The following is a 26,132-nucleotide window of genomic DNA, read 5'->3' as shown; positions in this document are numbered from 1 at the left end:
CAGGCCGTTCATGGTTCGACAGGCTCACCACGAACGGTTTTACCGTTCGCCCTGAGCCTGCCTCGCCGGCCGCGTCTAAAGGGGAACGGCCTGCCCTCGAAAAATCGCCTCGCCTTATTTCCCCCAGCGCAGCACCAGCGGATCGAGCCGGCGCGCGATGTCGAGCAGCTGGCGGCGCACTTCGGGGTGCATTGCGGGCCAGGGGTGGCGCGGCGCGTCGCAGGCAATCACGCCGCCGGCCTGCATCAGCGCCTTCGCGGCCAGAAAGCCCGCCTGGCGGTTCTCGTGGTTGATCAGCGGCAGCCAGCGCTGGTACTCATTGAACGCCTGGTCCTTGTCGCCGTTGCGGAAGGCTTCGATGATGGGACGTATGCCGTCGGCGAAACCGCCGCCGGTCATCGAGCCGGTCGCGCCGGCTTCGAGGTCGGCCAGCAGCGTGATCGCCTCCTCGCCGTCCCACGGCCCTTCGATGGCTTCGCCGCCCAGCGCGATCAGCTCGCGCAATTTGCCGGCCGCGCCCGCGGTCTCCATCTTGAAGTAGCGCACCTGCTCGATCTCCTGCGCCATGCGCGCGAGCAACGCCGGTGGCAGCGCCGTGCCCGCCGCGGGTGCGTCCTGGACCATGATGGGAATGTCGATGGCATCGGACACGCCCGCGTAGAAGCGCTGGATCTGCGCGTCGCTGAAGCGGAAGGTCGCGCCGTGGTACGGCGGCATGACCATCACCATCGCCGCGCCCATGTCCTGGGCGCGCCGGCTGCGCGCCGCGCAGATCGCGGTGCTGGTGTGGGTGGTGGTGACGATCACCGGCACGCGGCCGGCCACATGTTCGAGCGCCAGCCGGGTGAGCGTTTCGCGCTCGTCGTCGCCCAGCAGGAACTGCTCGGAGAAGTTGGCCAGGATGCACAGGCCGTCGACGCCCGAGTCGATCATGAAGTCGATGCAGCGCTTCTGGCTTGCGAGGTCAAGCGTGCCGTCCTCGTGGAAGGTCGTGGGCACGACCGGGAAGATGCCGCGATAGCGGGGATTGGAAAGTCCGGGCATGGCGGGCTCCTTATTCGATGATGTCGAACTGGTCGAGGTATTCGGTCTTGAGCGTCAGGCCCAGGCCGGGGACGTCGTCGCGCAGCTGCAGGAAGCCGTTGTCGGCAATCGGCTCGCCGTCGAAGATGTACCAGAACAGCTCGTTGCCGACCTCGACGTCGAAGATCGGGAAGTACTCGGCCATGGGCGAGGCCAGCGTGCTCATCGTCAGGTGGTAGTTGTGCATCTGGCCGGCATGCGGAATCACCGGCACGGAATAGGCTTCGCACAGCGCGTTGATCTTGTGCGCCGCCGTGATGCCGCCCACGCGGTTGGTGTCGTACTGCACCACGCTCACGGCCTTCCTGTCGAGCAGCTGCTTGAAGCCGTAGAGGCTGAACTCATGCTCGCCGCCCGAGATAGGAATGATGTTCATCGCGTTGAGTTCGGCGTAGCCGTCGATGTCGTCGGCAATCACCGGCTCCTCCAGCCAGCGCGGCTCGTATTTCGCGAGCTTGGGCAGCATGCGCTTGGCGTATTCGAGGTTCCAGCCCATGTAGCACTCGAGCATCAGATCGTTGTCGTAGCCGATCACTTCACGTATCGCTTCGACCGACTTGAGGTTTTCCTTGACGCCATGCTGCAGGTGGGCCGGGCCGTAGCCAAAGCGCATCTTGAACGCGGTGAAGCCCTGGTCCATGAACTTCTGCGCCTCGTCCTGCATTTCCTTGAGGTCGCCGCGGTACAGCTTGGAGTAGTAGCAGGGAATCCTTTCCTTGGTGCGCCCGCCCAGCAGCTTGAACACCGGCTTGCCCACGCTCTTGCCCAGGATGTCCCAGATCGCGAGATCGACGGCCGAGATCGCGGCCATGGTCACGCCCTTGCGGCCCCAGGCGTGCGTGGCGCGGTACATGCGCTGCCACAGGTACTCGTAGTCCCAGGGGTCCTGGCCCACGACCAGGGGCGTGAGGTACTGGTCGATGATGGCCTTGGCAATTGCCGGCGCCAGCGCCACGTTGCCTATGCCGACAATGCCGTCATCGGTCTCGATCTCGACCACGGTCCACGAATGGAAGCGGAAGGTGCTCATGCTCTCGGTGTTGGAGTACACCAGGTCCATGGCGTTGGAGCAGAAGTTGCCTTGCGGCGGAACGGTCTTGCCCTTCCATTGGAAAACCCGGGCGCGTACGGACTTGATCTTCATAAAGACCTCTTGAAAAATGAAATGAAACGGGCCGCAGCCCGAGGAATCAGGCGCTGACCGCTGCCCGCGTTGCCATGCGCGCCGCACCCATGCGGCTGGCAATCAGCAAGGCCTGCCAGGTGGCCTCGACGCTGGCGCATCCCTGGCCCGCGATGTCGTAGGCCGTGCCGTGCGCGGGCGTGGTGATGGGAATCGGCAGGCCGCCCTGCACCGTCACGCCGCGCGAGAAGCCCAGCAGCTTGATCGCGATCTGGCCCTGGTCGTGGTACATGGTGACGATGGCCTGGTACTCGCCCGCCTGGGCCTTGAGAAAGATGGTGTCGGCCGGGAACGGGCCGTGGAACGGCGCCTCGCTGGGCCAGTCGCGTGCCTGCAGCGCGCGCACCGCGGGGGCGATGATGTCGATCTCCTCGCGCCCGCAGGTGCCGCCGTCGCCGTTGTGCGGGTTGAAGCCGGCAATCGCCACCTTGGGCGCGGCCATGCCGCTGGCGCGCAGCGCGTTGTAGAGCAGCTCGGCGGCCTGGGCAATGCGCTGCTCGCTCAGATAGCTGGCCACGTCCTTGAGCGGCACATGCGAGGAGATGCGCGAAGTCCAGAGATTGCCCAGCGTGTTGAACTCGCAGAAGTAGCCCTGCACGCCCAGGTACTCGGCAAAGTGGTGCAGTTCGTCCTCGTGGCGCAGTCCGCCGAGTTTCATGGCCTGCTTGTTGAGCGGCGCAAAGCAGATGGCGTCAATGGCGCCGGCCAGCGCCGCGTCCATGCACTGGTCGAGCACCTGCAGCACCGAACGCCCGCCCGCCGCGCCCACCTGGCCGGTCTGCACATGGGCCGACGCAATGCTGTTGACGGCGACAAAGGCCGGCAGCCGCGTATCGGCGCGTGCGCGCACCTGCGCCAGGCCGGCCAGCGGCGCCGTCGCCACCTGCACGCCCGCGATGCGCTGGCCCTGCTCCCAGAGCCAGGGATCGCCTATCAGCACCAGGTTGGCCTGCTGCGTGGCTTCGGGTTTGGCCAGCAGCCGGGCGATCAGCTCGGCGCCTATGCCGGCGGGGTCGCCCAGGGTCAGGGCAACGACGGGAAGGGATGCGGTAGACATGGCTCAGTCCAGTTTGATGTCGTTCTTGCGGATGATCTCGCCAAAGCGCTGGTATTCGGCGAGGTGGAAGGCGCCGAAGTCGGGCTGGCTCATGGGGCGCAGTTCGGCGCCCACGGCTTCCAGCCGGCTCTTGGTCTCGGGCATGGCGATCACCTTGTTGACTTCGTCATGCACCTTCTGCTGCACGGCCTTGGGCGTGGCGGCCGGCATGTAGATGCCGTACCAGGCGCTGATCGCGACGCTGGGCAGGCCGGCTTCGGCCATGGTCGGCACCTGGGGCAGCTGCGGGTTGCGCTGGGGCGAGGTCACGGCCAGCGCGCGCAGCTTGCCGGCCTTGATCTGGCCTATCACCGAAGGCATGGTGTCGAAGCTCATCTGCACCTGGCCGCTGACCAGGTCGACCAGCGCGCCCGCGCTGCCCTTGTAGGGCACATGGGTGATCGCGATGCCGGCCGCGTCCTTGAACACTTCGGCGGCGATATGCTGGGTGCTGCCCGTGCCGCTGCTGGCGAAGTTGATCTGACCGGGCTGCTTCTTGGCCAGTGCCACGAGTTCAGCGACGCTGTTTGCCGGCACCGAATTGCCCACCACCAGCACATTGGGCACCGAGCCGACAAAGGCCACGGGCACCAGGTCCTTGTTGTTGTCGTAGCCCAGCTTGAGCAGATGGGGTGCGATCGCATGCGCCGTGACCACGCCCATCACCATGGTGTGGCCGTCGGTCGACTTGGCGGTCACGTCGACGGCCATGGTGTTGGAGACGCCGGGGCGGTTTTCCACCAGCACCGGCTGCTTGAGCAGCGGCGCGAGCCGGTCGGCAACGGCGCGTGCCATCGCGTCCGTGCCGCCGCCGGGCGCCGAGCCCACGAGCATGCGCACCGGCCGCGTCGGCCAGTTCGCCGGGTCCTGCGCCTGGACGGCCGCGGGCAGCAGACATGTGGCCCCGAGCGCGGCGGCGGTCAGCAGATGACGTCTTTGCATCTTTGTCTCCATTTTTATAGTGGTAGCTGCATCGTAGGCAAGGTATTGATAGCCGTATATTCAATGTTTTTGATAGATTGATAACCTGAGGAAATCAGGAGGCAGTCATGGGATCCATAGACAAACGCGACAGCACACCGCAGCTGCTCAACCGCCTGCGCATGCGCCAGATCGCGCTGATGCTGGCCATAGAGGAGCGCCAGACACTGCGCGCCGCGGCCACGCAGCTGGGCCTGAGCCAGCCCGCGGCAACCAAGATGCTGCACGAGCTCGAGGACGCGCTGGGCCAGCCGCTGTTCGAGCGCGTGGGCCGGCAATTGCGGCGCAATGCCGCGGGCGACCGGGTGTTCGACTATTTCCGCGCCATGCGCGGCAGCATGGAAGCGCTCAACCGCGAACTCGGCGAGCTGCGCCAGGGCAGCGCCGGCCGGCTGGTCGTGGGCAGCATCATGGCGGCCTCACCCGGGCGCCTGACGCGCGCCCTGCTCGACCTCAAGCAGCAGCTGCCGCTGCTGGAAATCGAAGTCGCGGTCGACACCAGCGACCGGCTGCAGGCACAGCTGCACGAAGGCGTGCTGGAAGTCGTGGTCGGGCGCCTGGCGGCGGCCTCGGCCGGCGAGTGCATCTTCCGGCCGATAGACGATGAAAGCCTGGCCTTCATCGTGCGCAACGAGCACCCGCTGCTGGCCCTGCCCAAGGCCCGCTTCGCCGACCTGCAGCACTACGGCTGGGTGCTGCAGCCGCCGGGCAGTCCGATGCGCGCGCTGATCGAGCAGGAGTTTCGCGAGCATTGCACGCCGCTGCCGCGCGGGCTGATAGAGACCGGCTCGATTCTCACCACCATCAATCTGGTGCGCAGCTCGGACATGCTGGGCGTGATTCCGCAAACGGTGGGCGCGCTCAACGACGCCTACGGCATGCTGCGCATCGTTCCCTACACGCTGCGCCACAAGCTCGAGTCCTATGGCAGCCTGGTGCGCCGCGACCGGCCGCTGAGCCGGCCCGCCGAGCTGTTCCTGGAACTGCTGCACCGCGACTAGCCAGCGCACAGCCGCTGACGCTCACGCCTGCTGCGCCAGCGGTCGGTCGCGCTTGCCCAGCCGCAGCGCGAGCCATAGCCCGATCAAGGAGGCCGCGCCCGTCACCACCCAGGTCAGCTGCCAGCCGCCCGCCTGGGCCGCGACCCAGGCGACCAGCGGCGGGCCCAGGAACTGGCCCGTGGCCGAGCATTGCTGCACCCAGCCCATGGTGGTCGACACCGTCTGCGCGTTGGGCGCCAGGCGCACCACCAGCGAGAACAGCGTGCCCGGCACCATGCCGCCGGCGGCCGAAAACAGCAGCACCGCCGCATAGCGCAGCAGCGGCGCCTCGCCCAGCAGCGGGCTGAAGGTCAGCAAGGCCATCAGCGCCATGCAGCCAAAGCCCGCGAACAGCAGGCGCTGCGCATGCGGGCCGCGCAGCAGCACCCGGCCGGCGGCGACATTGCCGATGATGTTCATCGCGCAGACCAGCGCCGTCAGCGCGCCCGCGGCAACCGCGCTCACGCCGGCCTGGGAATAGACCGACGGCAGGAAGCCGACCACGGCCAGCCACTGGCTGGAATACATGGCAAACGCCAGCGCCACCAGCCAGGGGCCGGGGCTGGCAAGCGTCAGGCGCAGGCGCTGCGCCCAGGGCTGGGCGGCGGCCGTCATCGGTCCCGCAGACACGGCACCAGCAGGGGCCGCCCCGGCATGGGCCGCCCCGGCATCCGGCACGCCCAGCAGCAGCCAGAGCGCCATCGCCGCCGACAGCGCGCCCAGCAGCCCCCACCAGGCCTGCCAGCCCCAGGCCGCCATGAACAACGGCCCGCACAGCAGCGCCAGCGCCGCGCCGGCCGGCATGTAGGCGCCCCACAGGCCGAGAAACGACGGCAGCTGGCGCGCCGGCACCAGCTGGCGTATCAGGCTGGGCGCGGCCAGCACCACCAGCAAAAAGCCCAGGCCCTCGACGCCGCGCAGCACCAGCAGATCGACGGGCGCGCGCGCCCAGATGCCCGCCAGGCTTGCGGCGCACAGCGTGAGCTGGCCGATCAGCATGCTGCGGCGCAGCCCCAGGCCGTCGACCGCCACGCCCAGCAGCACGCCCAGCAGCATGCCCGCGAGCTGCACCATGGACAGCAGGAAGCCGGCCTCGACCAGCGTCAGGCCCAGCGCCTGCTGCAGCACCGGGATTGCCGGCGGAATCTTGCCGATATGCAGCGCCGCGGTGACGCCGGCCAGGATGACGGCAATCGCCGCGGAAGTGGAACGGGCTTGCATCTGCGGTTCAGTCCAGCGCCTGCTGCTGGGCCAGCGCCCACAGCGCTTCGGCCTTGTCCGACATCACCGCGCGCTGGCGGTACATGCGTATTTCCACCGGAATGTTCAGCGCCTGGGCGCCCGCGCCCACCAGCGCGCCGCTGGCCAGCTCGGCCTCGATCAGCGACTGCGGCAGCCAGGCGATGCCGCGGCCCTCGAGCGCCATGGTCTTGAGCAGCACCGCGTGGTGGGCGGTGAAGACTTCCTGCAGTTCGGCCTGCGTGTTCCTGCGCCCCGCCCTGGCCATGTTGGGCCGCAGCTGGGCGCGCATGATGCGGCCCAGGCCCGAGTCCTCGCCGTAGGCCAGCATGGGCACGGGCGGCGCATTGCCGATCGCGTGCAAGGCCTTGCCGCGCGTGCCGTCGGGATGCGGCACGGACACCGGCAGCAGCGTTTCGCTGCCCAGCCGCAGCATCGGGTACTCCTGCTCGTCGAGCCGTCCCGGCACGTCCTTGTGGCCATGGCACAGAACGAACTGCACGCGCCGCTGGAACATCAGGAATTCGCAGCTGCGCGAGCTGTCCGACATGGTCTGCAGCGCGCCTATGTGCAGCCGCGACTCTATGCCCGTGAGCCAGCGCGGAAAGAAAGTCAGCGACAGCGAGTGCGTGGCCGCGAAGCGCAGCGTCGACTCCTCCTGGTCATGCGCGGCCCTGGCCTTGATGCGCGCCGCCTCGAGGTCGCCGAGCACGCCTTCGAGCAGCGGCAGGAAACGCTGGCCCGCGGCCGTGAGCGTGGCCGGGTGCGCGCTGCGGTCAAACAGATCGACGCCCACCCATTCCTCCAGCCCGCGGATGTGGCGGCTGAACGCCGGCTGGGCAATGGCGCGGGCCTCGGCGGCGCGCGAGAAATTGCCGCTTTCGGCGAGGGCCATGAAGTCTTCGAGCCACTCGAAGTCTAGGTTGCGATTGCCTGGTCCCATGCGCTGCGCCCGGTGTCTTCCACGAAGTGGATAGTTGTATGCGTTTCTAGTATTGGCGCCGTTTTGCGCTCTGGGAAATGATCACTCCGCAGACCCACAAAGCCAACGCCAGGAGACTATACATGCCATCCATCGCCAACTACAAAGGGATCATTCCCGCCATTTCCTGCCCCTTCACGCCCGACCACCGCATCGATGAACCGGCGCTGCGCAAGCTCGCGTCCTGGCTTGCCGGCCACGACGGCGTGGTGGCGATCATGACCAACGGCCACACCGGCGAAGTGTTCTCGCTGACCCCGGCAGAACGCGCCGAAGTCACGCGCATCGTCGCCGACGAACTCAAGGGCCGCATGCCCGTGATCTCGTCCATCGTCTGCGAAGGCCTGGCCGAAGCCGCCGAACATGCGCGCGCCGCCCAGGCCGCGGGCGCCGTGGCGCTTGACGTGATGCCGCCCCACCACTGGCTGCGCTTCGGCTTCACGCCAGGCCACGCGCTGCAGTACTTCGAAGCCATCCACAAAGCCGCGCCCGAGCTGGACCTGGTGTGCCATGTCTACCCCGCATGGACCCGCGCCTCGTACTCGTCCGAGCTGCTGGCCCAGCTCGCCAAGCTGCCCTACCTGCAGGCGTTCAAGGTCGGCCAGCGCGACATGAACAAATATGCGCGCGACATCCAGGCGATCCGCGCCGCCGATCCGACCAAGGCCATATTGACATGCCACGACGAATACCTGCTGGCCTCCATGGTCCAGGGCGTGGACGGCGCGCTGGTCGGCTTTGCGACCTTCATTCCCCAGCTGATCATCGACCTGTGGAACGCCGTCAAGGCCGGCGACCTGAAGAAGGCAATGGAAGTGCAGGCCATCATCACCCCGCTCAAGGACGCGGTCTACGGCGGCGGCGAGCCCACGGGCGAGGCCCATGCGCGCATGAAGGGCGGCATGTACCTGGCCGGCGTGATCGACGCCGCCACCGTGCGCCCGCCCACCGAAGCGCCCAATGAAAAGGAAACCGCCGCCCTGCGCGCCGCCGTGCAGCAGGCCGGGCTGCTCAAGCGCTGAAAGCGATTTCGCTTGCCGTGGCGCATTGCGACGCCACGGCCATGGACTTCCTAAGAACAACGACAGGAGACAAAGACATGCACCGCAAGAACTTCATCCAGTGCGCCCTAGGCGCGATCACCCTGGCCATTGCCGGCATCGCCTCGGCCCAGGCCTACCCCACCAAGGCCGTCAAGGTCGTGATCCCGTTTCCACCGGGAGGCACGCTGGACGTGATCGGCCGCCAACTCGCGCAAAAGCTCAGCGAACAGACCGGCCAGTCGTTCATCGTCGAGAACCGCCCCGGCGGCAACGGCGTGATCGGCGGCGACGTGGTGTCCAAGGCGCCGGCCGACGGCTATACGCTGCTGTTCAACGCCTCGACGTTCACCACCGCGCCCATGACCATGAAGTCCGTGCCCTATGTGGTAAACCGCGACTTCGCTCCCGTGGCGCTGGTCGCCAAGGCGCCGTTGTCGGTGGCCGTGAACAAGAACCTGCCTATCACCGACATCAAGTCGCTGATCGCGTATGCGCAGACCCATCCCGGCAAGATGACCTTTGCCGTGGGCTCGATAGGCTCGGCCGGCCATCTGTCGACCGAACTGCTCAAGCGCGCCGGCAATCTCAACTATCTGATCGTTCCCTACAAGGGCACGGCGCCGGCGTTCCAGGACCTGATAGGCGGCCAGATCGACGGCTTCATCGATCCCATCCTGGGCTCGCTGCAGTACCACAAGAGCGGCATGTTGCGCGTGGTCGCGGTGACGTCCGCCGAGCGCGCCGCCAGCCTGCCCGACGTGCCCACCGTGGGCGAGACCATTCCCGGCTACGAGTTCTACAGCTGGTACGGCCTCTGGGGCCCGGCCAAGCTGCCGGCCGACATCGTCAGGAAGCTCAACACCGAAGTCAACAAGGCGCTGGCCGGCGACATGAAGGACAAGCTCAAGGAGCTGGGCATTCTGGTCACCACCGGCACGGCCGAGGACTTCGTCAAATTCCAGAAGCAGGACATGGAACGCTCGCAGAAGATCGTCACCGAGGGGAACATCCGTGTCGAATGAGGCGCAACGCCACGCCGTCGTCACCGGCAGCAGCGGCGGCATAGGCCAGGCGATTGCCGAGGACCTGCTGGCCGCAGGCTGGCGCGTCACGGGCGTCGATCTGGCGGCGCCGGCAATCACGCACGCCGCGTTCACGCACCGGCCGCTCGATCTGGCCGATGGCGCGCAGACCGACGCGCTGGCCGCGGGTCTCCAGAACATTGATGCGCTGGTGCATGCGGCCGGCGTTCTGCGCGTCGCGCCGCTGGGCCAGCTCGATGCGGCCGCGGGCGCGCTGATGTGGCAGCTGCATGTCGATGCCGGCACGCGCCTGGCCGACGCGCTGGTGCCGGCCATGGCCGAACGCGGCTTCGGCCGCGTGGTCTTCATCGGCAGCCGCGTGGCCCAGGGCCTGCCCGGGCGCGGCCAGTACGCGGCGACCAAGGCGGCCGTGATCGCGCTGGCGCGCAGTTGGGCCGTCGAAGTCGCGCCGCGCGGCGTCACCGTCAACGTGGTCTCGCCGGGAGCGACGGCCACGCCCATGCTCAAGGACCCGGCGCGCGCCGGCAGCGCGCCGCGCCTGCCGCCCATGGGCCGCCTGGTCGAGCCGCGCGAAATCGCTTCGCTGGTGAGCTTCCTGCTGTCGCCCGCGGCAGCGGCCATCACCGGCCAGAACCTGAACATCTGCGGCGGCTCCTCGCTGTCGCAATAGACCCCCTACCGAGAAACGCCAAATGAAAATCGTCAACATCATCGAGTCCACGCGTCCCATCAAATCGGACATCCGCAACGCCTACATCGACTTCTCCAAGATGACGCTGAGTCTCGTGGCGGTGGTGACCGATGTGATCCGCGACGGCAAGCCGGTCATAGGCTACGGCTTCAACTCCAACGGCCGCTACGGCCAGGGCGCGCTGATGCGCGAGCGCTTCATTCCGCGCGTGCTCGAAGCCGATCCCGCGACGCTGGTCGACGCCGGCGGCGAGAACCTCGACCCGCACAAGATCTGGGCGTGCATGATGACCAACGAGAAGCCCGGCGGCCACGGCGAGCGCTCGGTGGCCGTGGGCACCATCGACATGGCGATCTGGGACGCGGTCGCCAAGATCGAAGGCAAGCCGCTGTTCGAGTTGCTGGCCCAGCGCTACGGCAACGGCAAGGCCAATCCGCGCGTGTTTGTCTACGCGGCCGGCGGCTACTACTATCCCGGCAAGGGCCTGGACAAGCTCAGGCAGGAAATGGAAAGCTATCTCGAGCGCGGCTACTCGGTGGTGAAGATGAAGATAGGCGGCGCGAGCATTGCCGAAGACTGCGAACGCATAGAGTCGGTGCTCAAGATCCTGGGCCCGGGCCAGCAGCTGGCCGTCGATGCCAACGGCCGCTTCGATCTGCCGACCGCCGTCGATTACGGCAAGGCGCTGGCGCAATACCCGCTGTTCTGGTACGAGGAAGCCGGCGACCCGCTGGACTATGAACTGCAGGCCAAATTGGGCGAGGTCTACAAGGGCCCGATGGCCACGGGCGAGAACCTGTTCTCCATGCAGGATGCGCGCAACCTGATTCGCCATGGCGGCATGCACCCCGAGCGCGACTACCTGCAGTTCGACTGCGCGCTGAGCTACGGCCTGGTCGAATACCTGCGCACGCTCGACATGCTCAAGGAACACGGCTGGTCGCCCAGCCGCTGCATTCCCCATGGCGGCCACCAGATGTCGCTGGCAATTGCCGCGGGCCTGGGCCTGGGCGGCAATGAAAGCTATCCGGACCTGTTCCAGCCCTATGGCGGCTTCCCGGACGGCGTCAAGGTCGACAACGGCCATGTGACCCTGCCCGCGCTGCCGGGAATCGGCTTTGAAGGCAAGTCGGATCTGATACGGGAAATGCTGGCGCTGACGCGCTGAGCCCGGCGCCTACTTGCCTATGCAGAAGCTCGAGAAGATCACGCCGAGCAAGTCGTCGGACGTGAACTCCCCGGTGATGGCATTGAGCGCGTTCTGCCCCAGGCGCAGCTCCTCGGCCAGCAGGTCGAGGTGGGGGCCGGCGGCGCGCAGCTGGGCCATGGCCTGGTCCAGATGCACTCCCACGGCCTGCAGCGCCTCGACATGGCGCGCGCGCGCCAGGTACAGGCCTTCGGGCGCCGACTGCCAGCCCGCGACTTCGAGCAGCCGGCGGCGCAGCGCGTCCAGGCCGTCGCCGGTGCGCGCCGACAGACGCAGGCCCTGGGCTGCGGCCAGCATCTCGGCGCTGGCCGAATCGGTCTTGTTCCAGACATCGATCACCGGCACCTGGGCCGGCAGGCGTTCGGCCAGCGTCGCGCGAATGGCGTCGTCGCCCGCGCGGTAGTCGGCCTGGTCCTGGCGCGTGAGGTCGTGCAGGAACAGCACGGCGTCGGCCGCGGCAATCTCGTCCCAGGCGCGTGAAATGCCTATGCGCTCGACCGTGTCATCGCTGTCGCGCAGGCCCGCGGTGTCGATCACATGCAGCGGCACGCCTTCGATCTGTATCGTCTGCTGCACCTTGTCGCGTGTGGTGCCCGCGATCTCGGTGACGATGGCCAGTTCCGCGCCCGCGAGCGCATTGAGCAGCGAGCTCTTGCCCGCATTGGGCTGGCCGGCAATCACCACCTTGATGCCTTCGCGCAGCAGCGCGCCCTGGTGGGCGCGGGCCAGCACGCCGGCCAGCGACTGCTGCAGGCGCTCGAGCTGGCCGCTGGCATCGGCCTGCTGCAGGAAGTCGATGTCCTCTTCGGGGAAGTCGAGCGTGGCTTCGACCAGCATGCGCAGGCGCACCAGCGCGTCGCGCAGCGTGTGGATCTCCTGCGAGAACGCGCCCGACAGCGAGCGGCTGGCGCTGCGCGCCGCGGCTTCGGTGCTCGCGTCTATCAGGTCGGCAATCGCCTCGGCCTGGGCCAGATCGATCTTGTCGTTGAGAAACGCGCGCTCCGTGAACTCGCCGGGCTGGGCCAGGCGCAGGCCGGGCAGCAAGGCCTGGCCGGCATCATCGGCTTGCGCCGCGGCTTCGAGGCAGCGCGCCAGCAGCAGCTGCAGCACCACGGTGCCGCCATGGGCCTGCAGTTCCAGCACGTCTTCGCCGGTATAGCTGTGCGGGCCGGGAAAGAACAGCGCCAGGCCGTGGTCTATGGGCTGGCCCTTGGCGTCGCGCAGCGGCAGGTAGGTGGCCTCGCGGGCTTTCAGTTCGCGTCCGCACAGCCGCTGCACCAGCGGCGCCAGGCCCTTGCCGGAAACCCGCACTATGCCCACGGCACCTCGACCGGGGGCTGTGGCAATGGCGGCAATGGGTTGGTCGTGGCGGGGGAGCATGGCGAGGAGTCTTTAAAAATGGAAAGGGAGCGCCCTCCCCGTTCGTCCTGAGCTTGTCGAAGGATGAACGGCCTGCGCTCCAGGGATGAGGACAGGCCGTTCATGGTTCGACAAGCTCACCACGAACGGTTAGCGCCAGTGCCAGGAATGATAGCGGCACCTGAAGCCTGTGGATAACCAGTGCACAAACAACCACGGCCGCAAAAGCGGCCGTGGCGGTCAGGAGCCTGGGCGGCTCAGGGGGTGCTTACTTGAACTTCGGCAGGTTGAACTGCGGAGGCACGCCCATGCGGGTGTTGATCAGCCATTGCTGGGCAATCGACAGAATGTTGTTCGTCAGCCAGTACATCACCAGACCGGCGGGGAAGAAGAAGAACATCACGCTGAACATCAGCGGCATGATCCACATCATCTTGGCCTGCATGGGGTCTGGAGGCGCGGGGTTCAGCGCGGTCTGCAGCAGCGAGGACAGCATCATCAGCAGCGGCAGAATGAAGAACGGGTCAGGCATCGACAAGTCGTGAATCCAGCCAATCCACGGTGCGTTGCGAATTTCAACGCTGGATTGCAACACCCAGTACAAAGCCATGAAAACAGGCATCTGAATGATGATAGGGAAGCAACCACCCATGGGGTTGACCTTCTCCTCGCGGTAGATGCGCATCATCTCCTGCTGCATCTGCTGCGGCTTGTCCTTGAGGCGCTCGCGCATCTCCATGATCTTGGGGTTGATGGCCTTCATCTTCGCCATGCTGGCGTAGGCCTTGGCGTTCAACCAGTAGAACAGGATCTTCAGCACCAGCACCAGGCCGACAATCGACCAGCCCCAGTTGCCCAGCAGGCTGTGGATCTGGTCCAGCAGCCAGTACAGCGGCTTGGCCATGATGGTCAGCCAGCCATAGTCCTTGACCAGTTCCAGGCCGGGGGCCAGGGCTTCGAGCGTCTTCTCGAGTTGCGGGCCGGCGAACAGCTTGGCCTCGACACTCTTGCTCTGGCCGGGTTCGACCGTGCCCAGGGGCGTGATCATGCCCACGGCATACAGGTTGTCGCTGACCTTGCGCGCGAAGATGTCGCGCTGGATGCCGTCGGCAAGCAGCCAGGCGCTGGCGAAGTAATGCTGGACCATGGCCACATAGCCATTGGTCGCGGTCTTCTCCCAGTCGGCCTTGCCCTTTTCGATGTCCTTGAACTCGACCTTCTGGTACTTCTTGGCTTCGGTGTAGACGGCCGGGCCGGTGAAGGTCGAGTACATGCTCGACTCGCCGGGAGGCGCATTGCCGTCACGCACCAGCTGCACATACAGCTGCGGGTTGACCGCGGCGCCGCTGGCGTTGACCACTTCATGGCGCACGCCGATGTCGTAGGCGCCGCGCTTGAGCGTATAGGTCTTGACCAGCTTCACGCCGCCCACATCAGCCGACTCGAAACGGATCTGCAGTTCGTCCTGGCCGTCCTGCAAGGTGGTGGGACCGGCCACCAGCTGCATCGGCGTCTTGTGGTTGGGGAAGCTGCCGCCGATCAGGCCGGACTCGGCCATGTAGACGCGGTTTGCGCTTTCGTCGAACAGCACGAAGGACTTGGTCTTGTCGGCCATGTCCGCGTACTTGCGCATTTCAGCGTGCTTGAGCGTGCCACCCTGGGTGTCGAACGTCAGCGCGAGCACATCGGTCGTGACCTGGACGTTCTCGCGGGCCGCGGCAGGCGCTGCTGCGGGCGCGCCGCCAGGAACCTGGCTGCTGTCTGTGGCGACCGGCGTGGACGAAGGCACCGTCGAGGCACCCGGGCTCACGGGGGCGGCAGGCGCGGCGACCGGAACGGTCACGGGCGCGGGGAAGAAAGTGGCCTTTTTGCCGTTGTGAACTTGCCACTTGTCCCATAGCAAGACCATGGAAAAGGCAAATATCACCCACAGGATGGTGCGGCGAATGTCGTTCATGAAGACTTCTTTGAGGAAGGTTGGGTGGTCGAAGAAGAAGGCTGGCAGCAGGCAAACAGCCGGGGCGTTTGCGATGGAACCGGATCATGACCGCCATCACACCATGGATGGCAGCGCGCCAGCCGGCGCAGGGTCAAATAGCTGCCCGCGGCCGCGCCATGCTGCCCGAGGGCATCGAGCGCATAGGCGGAACAAGTGGGCTCGAAACGACAGGCCGAGCCTATCCACGGGCTCAAGGTCAGGCGGTACAGCCGCACCAGTCCCATGAGCAGCCCGCGCATCATGGCGCAGCCTTCTCGGCTGCGGGCTTGGCCGCAGTCGTCGCTGTGGGTGGTGGCGCAGCCGACCGCGCCCCTGCCGGCGCGGACTGTCGCCGCACGGCATAGGTGAAAAGCTGGTGCAGCTCGGCGCGAATCGCCTGCTTCAGCGGCTCGGATATCGCGCTGACGAACTGCTTGCGATCAAAAGTGGCGCGCAGACGCACCACATAGGCGGCGCAGGCCAGCTGCGGCGCATATTCATCGCCAAGCACATAGACCTGGCGCTGGATCGCGTGGCGCGTGACCGCGCGTTTGGCCCAGCGCTTGGGCGCCATGGCCCCGAGCCAGGAAACCGGCTCGGCTTGCGCCACGCCAAACAGGGCCTGCGGGGCTTGCACAGAAGGCAAGCCGCCGGGCCCTGAAGGAGGCGTCAAAGGCACATCCTCGTCGAGTACCAGGCGGTGCAAGGCGAAGTGCGGAGTACGGGAGACAATGCCCCCCGCCATCGCAGCTTGAAACTGCGGACGCGTTTTCAGCCGTTGCATACGTGGCACCTCCGAGGAGGAGCCCAAGGGGTGAACCGATGGGCAGGCGCCAAGAATGACCTTAGACGGCCAGACGCTTGCGGCCCTTGGCGCGACGTGCGTTGATGACGGCACGGCCGCCCTTGGTCTTCATGCGAACGAGGAAGCCGTGGGTACGGGCGCGACGTGTCTTGGAGGGTTGGTAAGTACGTTTCATGGTGTTGTTCCTTGAGGAGGTTCAGATTCGCACCGGGCCGGCAAAAAGCCGCCTTCCGGCAACACCCGCCAACCGCAAAAAACAGCCGGCCGGGCCATATCACCCTGAACACATTCAGGGAAACCCGCGATTATCTCCACATTCCTTGCATGTTGCAATGCCCTTTCACAAAGGAGGTTGGCCTTTTGTTTCAGCAAGAGTTGAGGACAACCACCGAATATTTTGTGGATAAGTCCTTGAAAAGCTACAATCGGTGCCCCGCAACTGTTCCTCTATCCACAACAAGACACTGACGATGACCGAGGAACCTAACAACGACGCTGGCCAAGGCCTGTGGCAGGTCTGCGTGGAGCAGCTGGGGCAGGATCTGCCCGAACAGCAGTTCAACACCTGGATCAAGCCGCTGACCGCCACGGTGGCGGAAGACTTTTCAAAGGTCACGGTACACGTGGCCAACCGCTTCAAGCTCGACTGGATACGTGCGCAATATGCCGGGCGCATCTCGGCAATGCTCGAAGCCCTGTATGGCCAGCCCGTCACCCTGGAGTTAGCACTCGCTCACCGTGAATCGGTGACGCGCACTTACGTGCGCCCGTTTTCTGCCGAGCGCGGCGGTCAGCAGGAAACCCACCAGATCACGACCAGCGCCGTGCAGGAAGAGCCTGCGGCGCCCGTGTTCCGCACCCGCCTGAACGCCGCCCTGACCTTCGACACGCTGGTCGAAGGCACGGCCAACCGCATGGCGCGCTCGGCGGCAATGCACGTTGCGGGCTCGCCCGGTCATCTGTACAACCCGCTGTTCATCTACGGCGGCGTGGGCCTGGGCAAGACCCATTTGATGCACGCTGTGGGCAACCAGCTGCTTGCCGACAAGCCCGACAGCAAAGTTCTCTACATCCATGCCGAACAATTCGTGTCGGATGTGGTCAAGGCCTATCAGCGGCGCACCTTTGACGAGTTCAAGGAACGCTACCACTCGCTCGATCTGTTGCTGATTGACGACGTGCAGTTCTTCGCCAACAAGGACCGCACGCAGGAAGAGTTCTTCAATGCGTTCGAAGCGCTGCTGGCCAAGAAGAGCCACATCGTGATGACCAGCGACACCTATCCCAAGGGCCTGGCCAACATCCACGAGCGCCTGGTGTCGCGCTTCGATTCGGGCCTCACGGTGGCGATAGAGCCGCCCGAGCTCGAGATGCGCGTCGCGATCCTGATCAACAAGGCGCGCGCCGAAAGCGCCGACATGCCCGAGGAAGTCGCCTTCTTCGTCGCCAAGAACGTGCGCTCCAACGTGCGCGAGCTCGAAGGCGCGCTGCGCAAGATCCTTGCGTATTCGCGCTTCAATCAGAAGGAAGTCTCGATCCAGCTCGCGCGCGAAGCATTGCGCGACCTGCTTTCGATACAGAACCGCCAGATTTCGGTGGAAAATATCCAGAAGACGGTCGCCGACTACTACAAGATCAAGGTCGCCGACATGTACAGCAAGAAGCGCCCGGCCAGCATTGCGCGGCCGCGCCAGATTGCGATGTACCTGGCCAAGGAGCTGACGCAAAAGAGCCTGCCCGAAATCGGCGAGCTGTTTGGCGGCCGTGACCACACCACGGTGCTGCATGCGGTGCGCAAGATTGCCGCCGAACGCCAGCAGCTCACGGAACTCAACCAACAGCTGCACGTGCTGGAGCAGACGCTCAAGGGCTAGGGCACAACGCCCGCGCTTTCCACGCCCAGAAATGCCACGCGACAAGGCAAAATATGCGGTGGGGTGGCGCGAGGGCCCAACCCCTTGAATCGCACAGTAGCAGCGACCGTACCCCCAATTTACTAAAGGTTGACATGATCGTCCTGAAGGCAACACAAGACAAGGTTCTCGCAGTTCTGCAGTCGGTGTCCGGCATCGTCGAACGCCGTCACACACTGCCCATCCTGGCCAATGTGCTGATCCGCAAGACCGGCAATGCCCTGCAACTGACCACCAGCGATCTCGAGATCCAGATCCGCACCACCGCCGAACTCGGCGGCGACACCGGCGACTTCACGACCACCGTGGGCGCGCGCAAGCTGATCGACATTCTCAAGACCATGCCCGGCGACCAGACCGTGGCGCTGGAAACCAGCCAGAACAAGATCATTCTCAAGGGCGGCAAGAGCCGCTTCACGCTGCAGACCCTGCCCGCCGAAGACTTCCCGCTGGTGCAGGAAGCCGCGGCTTTCGGCCCGTCGTTCAGCGTGCCGCAGAAGGTGCTCAAGGACCTGCTGGGCCAGGTCTCGTTCGCGATGGCCGTGCAGGACATCCGCTACTACCTCAACGGCATCCTGTTTGTCGCCGAAGGCAAGACGCTGAGCCTGGTGGCCACCGACGGCCACCGCCTGGCGTTCTCCAGCGCCACGCTGGACGTCGAAGTGCCCAAGCAGGAAGTGATCCTGCCGCGCAAGACCGTGCTCGAGCTGCAGCGCCTGCTGTCCGACGTGGGCGGCGACAACCAGCCCCACATCGAGATGCAGTTCGCCAACAACCAGGCGAAGTTCACGTTTGGCGGCATGGAGTTCGTGACCAAGCTGGTCGAAGGCAAGTTCCCCGATTACAACCGCGTGATTCCCAAGAACCACAGCAACAGCGTGACCCTGGGGCGCGCGCCGCTGCTGGCCAGCCTGCAGCGCACGGCCATCATGACCAGCGACAAGTTCAAGGGCGTGCGCCTCACGCTCGAACCCGGCACGCTGCGCGTGGCGTCGAACAACGCCGAGCAGGAAGAGGCCGTGGACGAGCTCGACATCGACTACGGCGGCGACACGATTGAAATCGGCTTCAACGTGACCTACCTGATCGACGCGCTGACCAACATGGCCCAGGACATGGTGAAGATCGACCTCGCCGACGGCAACAGCTCCGCGCTGCTGACCATCCCCGAGAACGAGTTCTTCAAGTACGTCGTCATGCCGATGCGCATTTGAGCCATCTGCCCCACGCAATCGTGATCAATCGCGGCACAGGCCTGTTATCCACAGCCCTTGCCGCCTTTAACTACCCCACTGAATATTTTGGAAACCTCGTTTCCTCCGGATCGCAAGGCTCCCCCAATGACCGCTGACACAACGCTGCCCGAACCCCAAGGCGACTCGATGGAGCCGACCCACAAGATCGACGCCCAGCAGGCCGGCGCCAGCGAAGGCTACGGCGAAGGCGCGATCCAGATCCTCGAAGGCCTGGAAGCCGTGCGCAAGCGCCCGGGCATGTACATCGGCGACACCTCCGACGGCACGGGCCTGCACCATCTGGTGTTCGAGGTTGTGGATAACTCCATCGACGAAGCCCTGGCCGGCCATTGCGACGACATTCTGGTCACCATCCACGCCGACAACTCGCTGTCGGTGATCGACAACGGCCGCGGCATTCCCACCGGCGTGAAGATGGACGACAAGCACGAGCCCAAGCGCTCGGCCGCCGAAATCGCGCTGACCGAACTGCATGCCGGCGGCAAGTTCAACCAGAACAGCTACAAGGTCTCGGGCGGCCTGCACGGCGTGGGCGTGTCCTGCGTCAACGCGCTGTCCATCTGGCTCAAGCTCACCGTGCGCCGCGAAGGCAAGGCCTATGAGATCGACTTCGCGCGCGGCTTTGTGCAAAACCGTCTGATCGAGGAAGTCAACGGCGTCGAAGTCTCGCCCATGCGCGTCATCGGCGACACCGACAAGCGCGGCACCAAGGTCCACTTCCTGCCCGACGTCGAGATCTTCACGCAGAACCACGAGTTCCACTACGACATCCTGGCCAAGCGCCTGCGCGAGCTGTCCTTCCTGAACAACGGCGTGCGCATCCGCCTCAAGGACGAACGCTCGGGCAAGGAAGACGACTTCTCGGGCGCCGGCGGCGTGCGCGGCTTTGTCGGCTTCATCAACGCCACCAAGAAGGTGCTGCACCCCACGCCGTTTTATGCCACGGGCACGCGCCCGGCCGAATCCTACGGCGGCATTCCCGGCACCGAGATCGGCGTCGAAGTCGCCATGCAGTGGAACGACGGCTACAGCGAGCAGGTGCTGTGCTTCACCAACAACATTCCCCAGCGTGACGGCGGCACCCACCTGACCGGCCTGCGCGCCGCGATGACGCGCGTCATCGGCAAGTACATCGAGCAGAACGAGCTGGCCAAGAAGGCCAAGGTCGAAGTCACGGGCGACGACATGCGCGAAGGCCTGTGCTGCGTGCTCAGCGTCAAGGTGCCCGAGCCCAAGTTCTCGAGCCAGACCAAGGACAAGCTGGTGTCCAGCGAAGTGCGCGCCCCGGTGGAAGACATCGTTGCCAAGACGCTGTCCGACTACCTGCAGGAGCGCCCGATAGACGCCAAGATCCTCTGCGGCAAGATCATCGAAGCCGCGCGCGCGCGTGAAGCCGCGCGCAAGGCGCGTGAAATGACGCGCCGCAAGGGCGTGCTTGACGGCATGGGCCTGCCCGGCAAGCTCGCCGACTGCCAGGAAAAAGACCCGGCGCTGTGCGAAATCTACATTGTCGAGGGCGACTCCGCCGGCGGCTCCGCCAAGCAGGGCCGCGACCGTAAATTCCAGGCCATCCTGCCGCTGCGCGGCAAGATCCTGAACGTCGAGAAGGCGCGCTACGAGAAGCTGCTCGCGAGCCAGGAAATCATCACGCTGATCACGGCCCTGGGCACCGGCATCGGCAAGGCCAGCGCCGAGTCGGGCAAGAGCAGCAGCGATGATTTCGATCCCGCCAAGCTGCGCTACCACCGCATCATCATCATGACCGACGCCGACGTTGACGGCGCCCACATCCGCACGCTGCTGCTGACCTTCTTCTACCGCCAGATGCCCGAGCTGGTTGAAGCCGGCCACATCTACATTGCCCAGCCGCCGCTGTACAAGGTCAAGAGCGGCAAGGAAGAGCTGTATCTGAAGGACGGCCCGGCGCTCAACAGCTACCTGCTGCGCATCGCGCTGAACAACGCCAGCGTCACCACCGGCGGCGAGACACCGCGCACGCTCGAAGGCGAGGAACTCGCCAAGCTGGCCTACATGCACCTGGCCGCCGAAACGGTGATCGAGCGCCTGTCGAACTTCATGGACGCCGAAGCCCTGCGCGCCATCGCCGACGGCGTGCAGATCAAGCTCGACACCCTGGAAGAAGCCCAGGCCTGCGCTCCCATCCTGGAAGCCAAGCTGCGCGAACTCACCATGACCGGCGTGCCCGCCGAAGTGACCGGCGAGATCGACCCGCAGACCGACAACCCGGTGCTGCGCATCAGCCGCCACCACCACGGCAACATCAAGAGCTCCATCCTGACCCAGGACTTCGTGCGCAGCAGCGACTACGCCGCCCTCTCGGACGAAGCCCAGCACTTCAACGGCCTGCTGTCCGAAGGCGCCAAGGCGCTGCGCGGCGAAGGCGAAAAAGCCAAGTCGGAAAAAGTGGGCGACTTCCGCCAGGCCATGCAATGGCTGCTGTCGGAAGCCGAACGCACGACCAGCCGCCAGCGCTACAAGGGCCTGGGCGAAATGAACCCGGCCCAGCTGTGGGAAACCACCATGGACCCGAATGTCCGCAGCTTGCTGCAGGTGCAGGTCAATGACGCCATCGAGGCCGACCGCGTGTTCACCATGCTGATGGGCGACGAGGTCGAACCGCGTCGCCACTTCATTGAGAACAATGCGTTGCGGGCGGGGAATATTGACGTGTGATGCAGCAGTAATAGGCTGGGGCAAAAGGCAGGGGATAAACCCCATCGCCTCCCCCAGCCCACCGCTGCGTTGCCCGGGGCACTCACCCAATGAAAACAGCCGCTTCTGCGGCTGTTTTCATTGGGTGCGCGAGAACGTAGGCTAGCCGGCCTTCGCCTCCCGCACCAGCAGATCGCCGCTGATGTCGCTGATCTTGCTCACACTGGTCAACGTCATCGCCACGCGCATTTCCTTTTCCAGCAGTTCCAGCAGATGCTTGACGCCCGCCTCGCCGGCCGCGGCCAGGGCGTAGATGTAGGCGCGGCCAATCATTGCGGCGTCGGCGCCCAGGGCAATGGTGCGGACCACGTCCAGGCCGTTGCGAATGCCGGAGTCGGCCAGGATCTTGATCTGGCCCTTGACCGCGTCGGCGATGGCCGGCAGGGCGCGGGCCGAGGACAGCACGCCGTCAAGTTGCCGGCCGCCGTGGTTGGAGACAACGATGCCATCGGCGCCGAAGCGCACCGCGTCCTTGGCGTCTTCGGGATCGAGGATGCCCTTGATGACCATCGGGCCCTTCCAGAACGCGCGAATCCATTCGAGGTCTTTCCACGAAATGGAGGCGTCGAAATTGGCGCCCAGCCAGCCCATGTAGTCCTGCAGTCCGGTGGGGCTGCCGCGATACGCAGAAATGTTGCCCAGATCGTGCGGCCGGCCCTGCAGGCCCACGTCCAGCGCCCAGCGGGGGTGCAGCACCGACTGCCAGTAGCGGCGCAGCGCGGCGTTCGGGCCGCTCATGCCCGAATGCGCGTCGCGGTAGCGCGCGCCGGGCACGGGCATGTCGACGGTGAAGACCAGGGTGGTGCAACCCGCGGCCTGGGCGCGCTCGAGCGCGTTGCGCATGAAGCCGCGGTCCTTGAGCACATAGAGCTGGAACCACATCGGGCGCTTGATCTCGGGCGCCACTTCTTCGATCGGGCAGACCGAGACCGTCGACATGGTGAACGGAATGCCATGCGCGTCCGCCGCGCGCGCAGCCTGCACTTCGCCGCGGCGGCGGTACATGCCCGTGAGCCCCACGGGCGACAGCGCGACGGGAATCGACAGCTTCTCGCCGAACAGCTCGATGCTGGTGTCGAGCCGGCTCATGTCCTTGAGCACGCGCTGGCGCAGGGCCACGGCGGCCAGGTCGTCGACATTGCGGCGCAGCGTCTGCTCGGCATAGGCGCCGCCGTCGATGTAGTGGAAGAGAAAAGGCGGCAGGCGCTTTTGCGCGGCCGCGCGATAGTCGGCAGTCGAAGAGATGATCATGGTCTAGGAACTTTCATGTCAGTGGTTCATGGCGCTGCACATGAAACCGGCAGCCTCATGCCAGATCCGAGGGCGGCAGTCGCATGGAGCGCTCCAGCCTGGCCTGGTCTTCGTCGAGCTGCTGCAGGCTCACGCGCACATGCTCCAGGTGTTCGCCTATGCATTCACGCGCGCGTTGCGGGTCGCCGTCAAGGATGGCCTGCATCAGGCTCTGGTGCTGCAGGGTCAGCTCCTGCACGGTGCGCGGCGCGCTGAGCCGGAACATGACGTGGCGGTTGTGCGCCACCGTGGACAGCACGACTTTGAACAGGCTCTGCATCACCTGCACCAGCACCAGGTTGTGCGAGGCCTCGGCGATGGCCAGATGGAATTGCGCGTCGGCGCGCGCCGCGAGTTCGGAATGGCCGTCCTGCTGGTGCTGGACCATCACGTCGAAGCAGCGCTTGATATGTGCCTTGTCCTCGGCCGTGGCGCGCTGCGCGGCCAGCCAGGCGGTGCTGGACTCCAGCGCGTGGCGCGTCTCGAGCACGTCGTAGCGGTAATGCTGGTCATCGTTGATCAGCCGCACCAGCGGACCCATGGCGTCCTGCAGCCACTCGGCGGGCGCGCTGGATTGCACATAGGTGCCGGCGCCGCGCCGCGTGGCGAGCACGCCCTGGCTGATCAGCTTCTGTATCGCCTCGCGCACCGAGGTGCGCGATACGCCCAGTTCGGTGGCCAGTTGCCGCTCCGCGGGCAGCCGCTGGCCGGGCTGTATTCCGCGGGCCTGCACCAGGGCAAGCAATTTCTCGACGACATGATCTGCAAGGCGCATGGGGGACGTTTCGGTTTTTCAGTGACCCGGAATCATCCACGTAAACACATAGGCTTGCAGCGTGGTGATCACTCCGATGAGCGTCGCGAAAATCAGGCTGTGCTTGACCGTGAAGCGGAACAGGTCGGACTCGCGTCCGGCCAGCCCCACTGCGGCGCAGGCAATGGCGATCGACTGCGGAGAGATCATCTTGCCGGTCACGCCGCCCGTGGTGTTGGCCGCCACGGTCAGCACCGGTGGCAGACCCAGTTGCTGCGCGGTCGTGGCCTGCAGCGCGGCGAACAGCGCATTGGCAGAAGTGTCCGAGCCCGTGAGGAACACGCCTATCCAGCCCAGGAAAGGCGAGAAGAACGTGAACGCCTTGCCCGTGTGCGCCAGCGCCAGCGCCAGCGTCGCGGACAGGCCCGAATAGTTGGCGATGAACGCGAAGGCCAGCACCATGCCGATCGAGTAGATCGGCACAGCGAGTTCCTTGAGCGTTTCACCCAGCGTGGCCACGGCCTTGACCGGCGACAGGCGCGTGAACGCGATGTTGATCAGCGCCGCGATCAGGATGGCCGTGCCCGTGGCCAGCAGCCAGTTGAAAGTGTAGGTCGCGCCATAGGGCGCGGCGGCCGCAACGACGGGTGGCGTCTTCTCGACCAGGTTGTGCAGGAAAGGCACGGGAATGTTGATCACCGAAGAAGCCAGCGCGCCGCCGGTGGCGAACAGCGCCTTGAAGGGCTTGATGCTCCAGACCGTCACCATGAGCGTGAGAATCAGGAACGGCGACCAGGCCTTGACGATGGCGCCCGCGGTCAACGAAGCACCCTTTACTGCAGGCGCGGGTACGGCGGCACTGCCCTCTTCGGGCGCAAAACGGAAGATGCGCTTGGGCTGCCAGACCTTGAGAAAGGCCGTCAGCACCACCAGCGAGACGATGGCCGAAGTGATGTCGGGCAGTTCGGGGCCGATGTAGTTTGCCGTGAGGAACTGCACCACCGCGAACGTGCCGCCGCCGACCAGCACCGCGGGCCAGGTTTCCTTGACGCCGCGCCAGCCATCCATGATGGCCATCAGCCAGAACAGCACGATCACGGTCATGAACGGCAGCTGGCGGCCGGCCATCTGGCTGATCGCGAACGTGTCCACGCCCGAGACCTGCCCGGCGACGATGATGGGAATGCCCATGGCGCCGAAGGCCACGGGCGCGGTGTTGGCGATCAGGCACAGCCCGGCCGCGTACAGCGGCTTGAAGCCCATGCCCACCAGCAGCGCGGCCGTGATCGCCACGGGCGCGCCAAAGCCGGCAGCGCCTTCGAGAAACGCGCCAAAGCAAAAGCCCACGAGGATCAGCTGCAGCCGCTGGTCGGGAGTGACCGCCAGGATGGAGGAGCGGATGACGTCGAACTGCCCGGTCTTGACCGAGATCTTGTAGAGGAACACCGCCGCCACGATGATCCAGGCAATGGGCCACAGACCATAGAAGAAGCCATAGACCGCCGAAGCCAGCGCGGCGCTGACAGGCATCTTGTAGAACAGCAGTGCCACGCCCATGGCCAGCACCACGGTTCCGGTGCCGGCCTGGTAGCCCTTGAGCCTGAACTTGGTCAGCGCGAGAAAGAAAAAGATGATGGGAATCAGCGCAACCAGCGCCGAAATCCAGATGTTCCCGACAGGGTCGTAATTCTGTTGCCAGATGGTTTGCATGACGAAGTCTCTAGGTTTATTGAAAGGGCGCAGAGCGCCCCTCGTTTACTTCTTGCGTCAACGCCAGGTCTCGAGCCGGACTTGTCTGGCTGAACAGAAGGCGCTGTGTAGTTTTCTCAGTGGCGCAAATCCAGAAAACTGAAATTGGTCATACCAAAATAATCAGAGAACCAGAAAACGCCGCAAGGTGTGCGATCTTTGAGTTTTTTGCAGCATTTACACATAGGGAAAATACCTATCTGCGTTGTAAATGCGCAATTTACTCAAATTGGTACTACCAATTAACCAGTACTTTCGTCCCCTCCCTGTAGGAAATTAGCCCGCCGCCGAGGACCACCTTCCATCACCGGGAGCTGCGGCCGTGGCGCGATCTACACTTTGCGACGCACCCGCCTCAGGCCCACGGCAAAGCTCTCAGCGCCTCATGGCCTGCATCAACAAGGACCCCTCATGAAAATGGAAAACATCCCCTTCGGCACCACTGACTGGTCCGCAATCCCTCGCACCGAGCACTCGGCCGAAGCGGGCCAGGCGTTCTGGCAGACGCAGAACTTCGGTGGCATTCGCGTGCGCATGGTCGAGTACACGGCGGGATATGTGTCGGATCACTGGTGCAGCAAGGGCCATGTGCTGCTGTGCCTCGAAGGCGAGATGGAGACGGAGCTCGAGGACGGCCGCAAGTTCACGCTCAAGGCCGGCATGAGCTACCAGGTGGCGGACAACGCCGAGCCGCATCGTTCGCGCTC

23 protein-coding genes are annotated in these 26,132 nt (G+C 65.4%); 9 read left to right on the top strand and 14 right to left on the bottom strand.

Features of this window, described 5'->3' with window-relative positions:
* Nucleotides 1-114: 114 nt before the first annotated feature.
* Genes RR928_RS17315 through RR928_RS17300 form a run of 4 tightly spaced genes read right to left on the bottom strand, consistent with a single transcriptional unit; the run spans nt 115 to nt 4,304 of the window.
* Nucleotides 115-1,044, bottom strand: a complete 930-nt coding sequence (locus tag RR928_RS17315; protein ID WP_332539802.1) for a dihydrodipicolinate synthase family protein — start codon at nt 1,042-1,044, stop codon at nt 115-117.
* A gap of 10 nt (nt 1,045-1,054) precedes the next feature.
* On the bottom strand, nt 1,055-2,227 hold the full coding sequence (locus tag RR928_RS17310; RefSeq protein ID WP_332539803.1) for an L-rhamnonate dehydratase: 1,173 nt from the start codon (nt 2,225-2,227) through the stop codon (nt 1,055-1,057).
* A 46-nt stretch (nt 2,228-2,273) separates the two neighbouring features.
* On the bottom strand, nt 2,274-3,323 hold the full coding sequence (locus tag RR928_RS17305; RefSeq protein WP_332683484.1) for a 4-hydroxythreonine-4-phosphate dehydrogenase PdxA: 1,050 nt from the start codon (nt 3,321-3,323) through the stop codon (nt 2,274-2,276).
* Between the two features lie 3 nt (nt 3,324-3,326).
* The gene (locus RR928_RS17300) at nt 3,327-4,304 is read right to left on the bottom strand and encodes a Bug family tripartite tricarboxylate transporter substrate binding protein (RefSeq protein WP_332539806.1); all 978 of its coding nucleotides are present in this window, start codon (nt 4,302-4,304) and stop codon (nt 3,327-3,329) included.
* Nucleotides 4,305-4,411: 107 nt separating this feature from the next.
* On the opposite strand from RR928_RS17300, the gene RR928_RS17295 reads away from it, so the two are divergent.
* The gene (locus tag RR928_RS17295) at nt 4,412-5,344 is read left to right on the top strand and encodes a LysR family transcriptional regulator (RefSeq protein WP_332539807.1); all 933 of its coding nucleotides are present in this window, start codon (nt 4,412-4,414) and stop codon (nt 5,342-5,344) included.
* A 21-nt stretch (nt 5,345-5,365) separates the two neighbouring features.
* On the opposite strand, the gene RR928_RS17290 is transcribed toward RR928_RS17295, so the two are convergent.
* Nucleotides 5,366-6,604 carry an MFS transporter gene (locus RR928_RS17290; RefSeq protein ID WP_332547548.1) on the bottom strand — a complete coding sequence of 413 codons (1,239 nt, stop codon included), beginning with the start codon at nt 6,602-6,604 and terminating at the stop codon, nt 5,366-5,368.
* A gap of 7 nt (nt 6,605-6,611) precedes the next feature.
* On the bottom strand, nt 6,612-7,565 hold the full coding sequence (locus tag RR928_RS17285) for a LysR family transcriptional regulator (protein WP_332539810.1): 954 nt from the start codon (nt 7,563-7,565) through the stop codon (nt 6,612-6,614).
* A gap of 122 nt (nt 7,566-7,687) precedes the next feature.
* Here RR928_RS17285 and RR928_RS17280 point away from each other — a divergent pair, with 122 nt between their 5' ends.
* The 4 genes from RR928_RS17280 (at nt 7,688) to RR928_RS17265 (ending at nt 11,549) form a co-directional block, all read left to right on the top strand.
* Nucleotides 7,688-8,626: a dihydrodipicolinate synthase family protein gene (locus RR928_RS17280; RefSeq protein WP_332539811.1), complete on the top strand. Its 939-nt coding sequence runs from the start codon at nt 7,688-7,690 to the stop codon at nt 8,624-8,626.
* A 77-nt stretch (nt 8,627-8,703) separates the two neighbouring features.
* The gene (locus tag RR928_RS17275; protein WP_332539812.1) at nt 8,704-9,669 is read left to right on the top strand and encodes a Bug family tripartite tricarboxylate transporter substrate binding protein; all 966 of its coding nucleotides are present in this window, start codon (nt 8,704-8,706) and stop codon (nt 9,667-9,669) included.
* Nucleotides 9,659-10,360: an SDR family NAD(P)-dependent oxidoreductase gene (locus tag RR928_RS17270; protein ID WP_332539813.1), complete on the top strand. Its 702-nt coding sequence runs from the start codon at nt 9,659-9,661 to the stop codon at nt 10,358-10,360. The genes RR928_RS17275 and RR928_RS17270 overlap by 11 nt, the downstream gene beginning before the upstream one ends.
* A 22-nt stretch (nt 10,361-10,382) precedes the next feature.
* Nucleotides 10,383-11,549, top strand: a complete 1,167-nt coding sequence (locus tag RR928_RS17265; protein WP_332539815.1) for a mandelate racemase/muconate lactonizing enzyme family protein — start codon at nt 10,383-10,385, stop codon at nt 11,547-11,549.
* A 9-nt stretch (nt 11,550-11,558) separates the two neighbouring features.
* Here RR928_RS17265 and mnmE read toward each other — a convergent pair whose 3' ends face one another.
* The 5 genes from mnmE to rpmH form a co-directional block, all read right to left on the bottom strand.
* Nucleotides 11,559-12,968: a tRNA uridine-5-carboxymethylaminomethyl(34) synthesis GTPase MnmE gene (gene mnmE / locus RR928_RS17260; protein WP_332547550.1), complete on the bottom strand. Its 1,410-nt coding sequence runs from the start codon at nt 12,966-12,968 to the stop codon at nt 11,559-11,561.
* A gap of 247 nt (nt 12,969-13,215) precedes the next feature.
* Nucleotides 13,216-14,904, bottom strand: a complete 1,689-nt coding sequence (gene yidC, locus RR928_RS17255) for a membrane protein insertase YidC (protein ID WP_332683478.1) — start codon at nt 14,902-14,904, stop codon at nt 13,216-13,218.
* Nucleotides 14,901-15,188 carry a membrane protein insertion efficiency factor YidD gene (gene yidD, locus RR928_RS17250; RefSeq protein ID WP_213293546.1) on the bottom strand — a complete coding sequence of 96 codons (288 nt, stop codon included), beginning with the start codon at nt 15,186-15,188 and terminating at the stop codon, nt 14,901-14,903. Before yidD ends, yidC begins: the two co-directional genes overlap by 4 nt.
* Complete coding sequence (locus tag RR928_RS17245; RefSeq protein WP_332547551.1) at nt 15,185-15,709, bottom strand: ribonuclease P protein component; 525 nt, start codon at nt 15,707-15,709, stop codon at nt 15,185-15,187. Before RR928_RS17245 ends, yidD begins: the two co-directional genes overlap by 4 nt.
* Nucleotides 15,710-15,770: 61 nt before the next feature.
* Nucleotides 15,771-15,905, bottom strand: coding sequence for a 50S ribosomal protein L34 (gene rpmH, locus RR928_RS17240; protein WP_012207856.1), 135 nt, complete (start codon nt 15,903-15,905; stop codon nt 15,771-15,773).
* A 295-nt stretch (nt 15,906-16,200) separates the two neighbouring features.
* On the opposite strand from rpmH, the gene dnaA reads away from it, so the two are divergent.
* The 3 genes from dnaA (at nt 16,201) to gyrB (ending at nt 21,593) form a co-directional block, all read left to right on the top strand.
* On the top strand, nt 16,201-17,604 hold the full coding sequence (dnaA, locus tag RR928_RS17235) for a chromosomal replication initiator protein DnaA (protein WP_332539965.1): 1,404 nt from the start codon (nt 16,201-16,203) through the stop codon (nt 17,602-17,604).
* A gap of 134 nt (nt 17,605-17,738) precedes the next feature.
* Nucleotides 17,739-18,857: a DNA polymerase III subunit beta gene (gene dnaN / locus RR928_RS17230; protein WP_332539963.1), complete on the top strand. Its 1,119-nt coding sequence runs from the start codon at nt 17,739-17,741 to the stop codon at nt 18,855-18,857.
* A 168-nt stretch (nt 18,858-19,025) separates the two neighbouring features.
* The gene (gene gyrB, locus RR928_RS17225; RefSeq protein ID WP_332683487.1) at nt 19,026-21,593 is read left to right on the top strand and encodes a DNA topoisomerase (ATP-hydrolyzing) subunit B; all 2,568 of its coding nucleotides are present in this window, start codon (nt 19,026-19,028) and stop codon (nt 21,591-21,593) included.
* A gap of 141 nt (nt 21,594-21,734) precedes the next feature.
* On the opposite strand, the gene lldD is transcribed toward gyrB, so the two are convergent.
* From lldD to lldP, 3 genes are read right to left on the bottom strand one after another with little or no spacing between them, the layout of a single operon-like run.
* Nucleotides 21,735-22,883, bottom strand: a complete 1,149-nt coding sequence (gene lldD, locus RR928_RS17220) for an FMN-dependent L-lactate dehydrogenase LldD (protein WP_332683472.1) — start codon at nt 22,881-22,883, stop codon at nt 21,735-21,737.
* Between the two features lie 55 nt (nt 22,884-22,938).
* Nucleotides 22,939-23,697: a transcriptional regulator LldR gene (gene lldR, locus RR928_RS17215; protein WP_332540291.1), complete on the bottom strand. Its 759-nt coding sequence runs from the start codon at nt 23,695-23,697 to the stop codon at nt 22,939-22,941.
* Between the two features lie 18 nt (nt 23,698-23,715).
* Nucleotides 23,716-25,386, bottom strand: a complete 1,671-nt coding sequence (gene lldP, locus RR928_RS17210; RefSeq protein WP_332540292.1) for an L-lactate permease — start codon at nt 25,384-25,386, stop codon at nt 23,716-23,718.
* Nucleotides 25,387-25,836: 450 nt separating this feature from the next.
* Here lldP and RR928_RS17205 point away from each other — a divergent pair.
* A partial coding sequence (locus RR928_RS17205; RefSeq protein ID WP_332683469.1) for a DHCW motif cupin fold protein occupies nt 25,837-26,132 on the top strand: 296 nt, incomplete at its 3' end.

Source organism: Comamonas sp. (assembly GCF_036666375.1).
GTDB lineage: Bacteria > Pseudomonadota > Gammaproteobacteria > Burkholderiales > Burkholderiaceae_C > Comamonas.
Note: the sequence above shows the minus strand (reverse complement) of the source record. Positions and strands in the feature narration are given on the sequence as shown.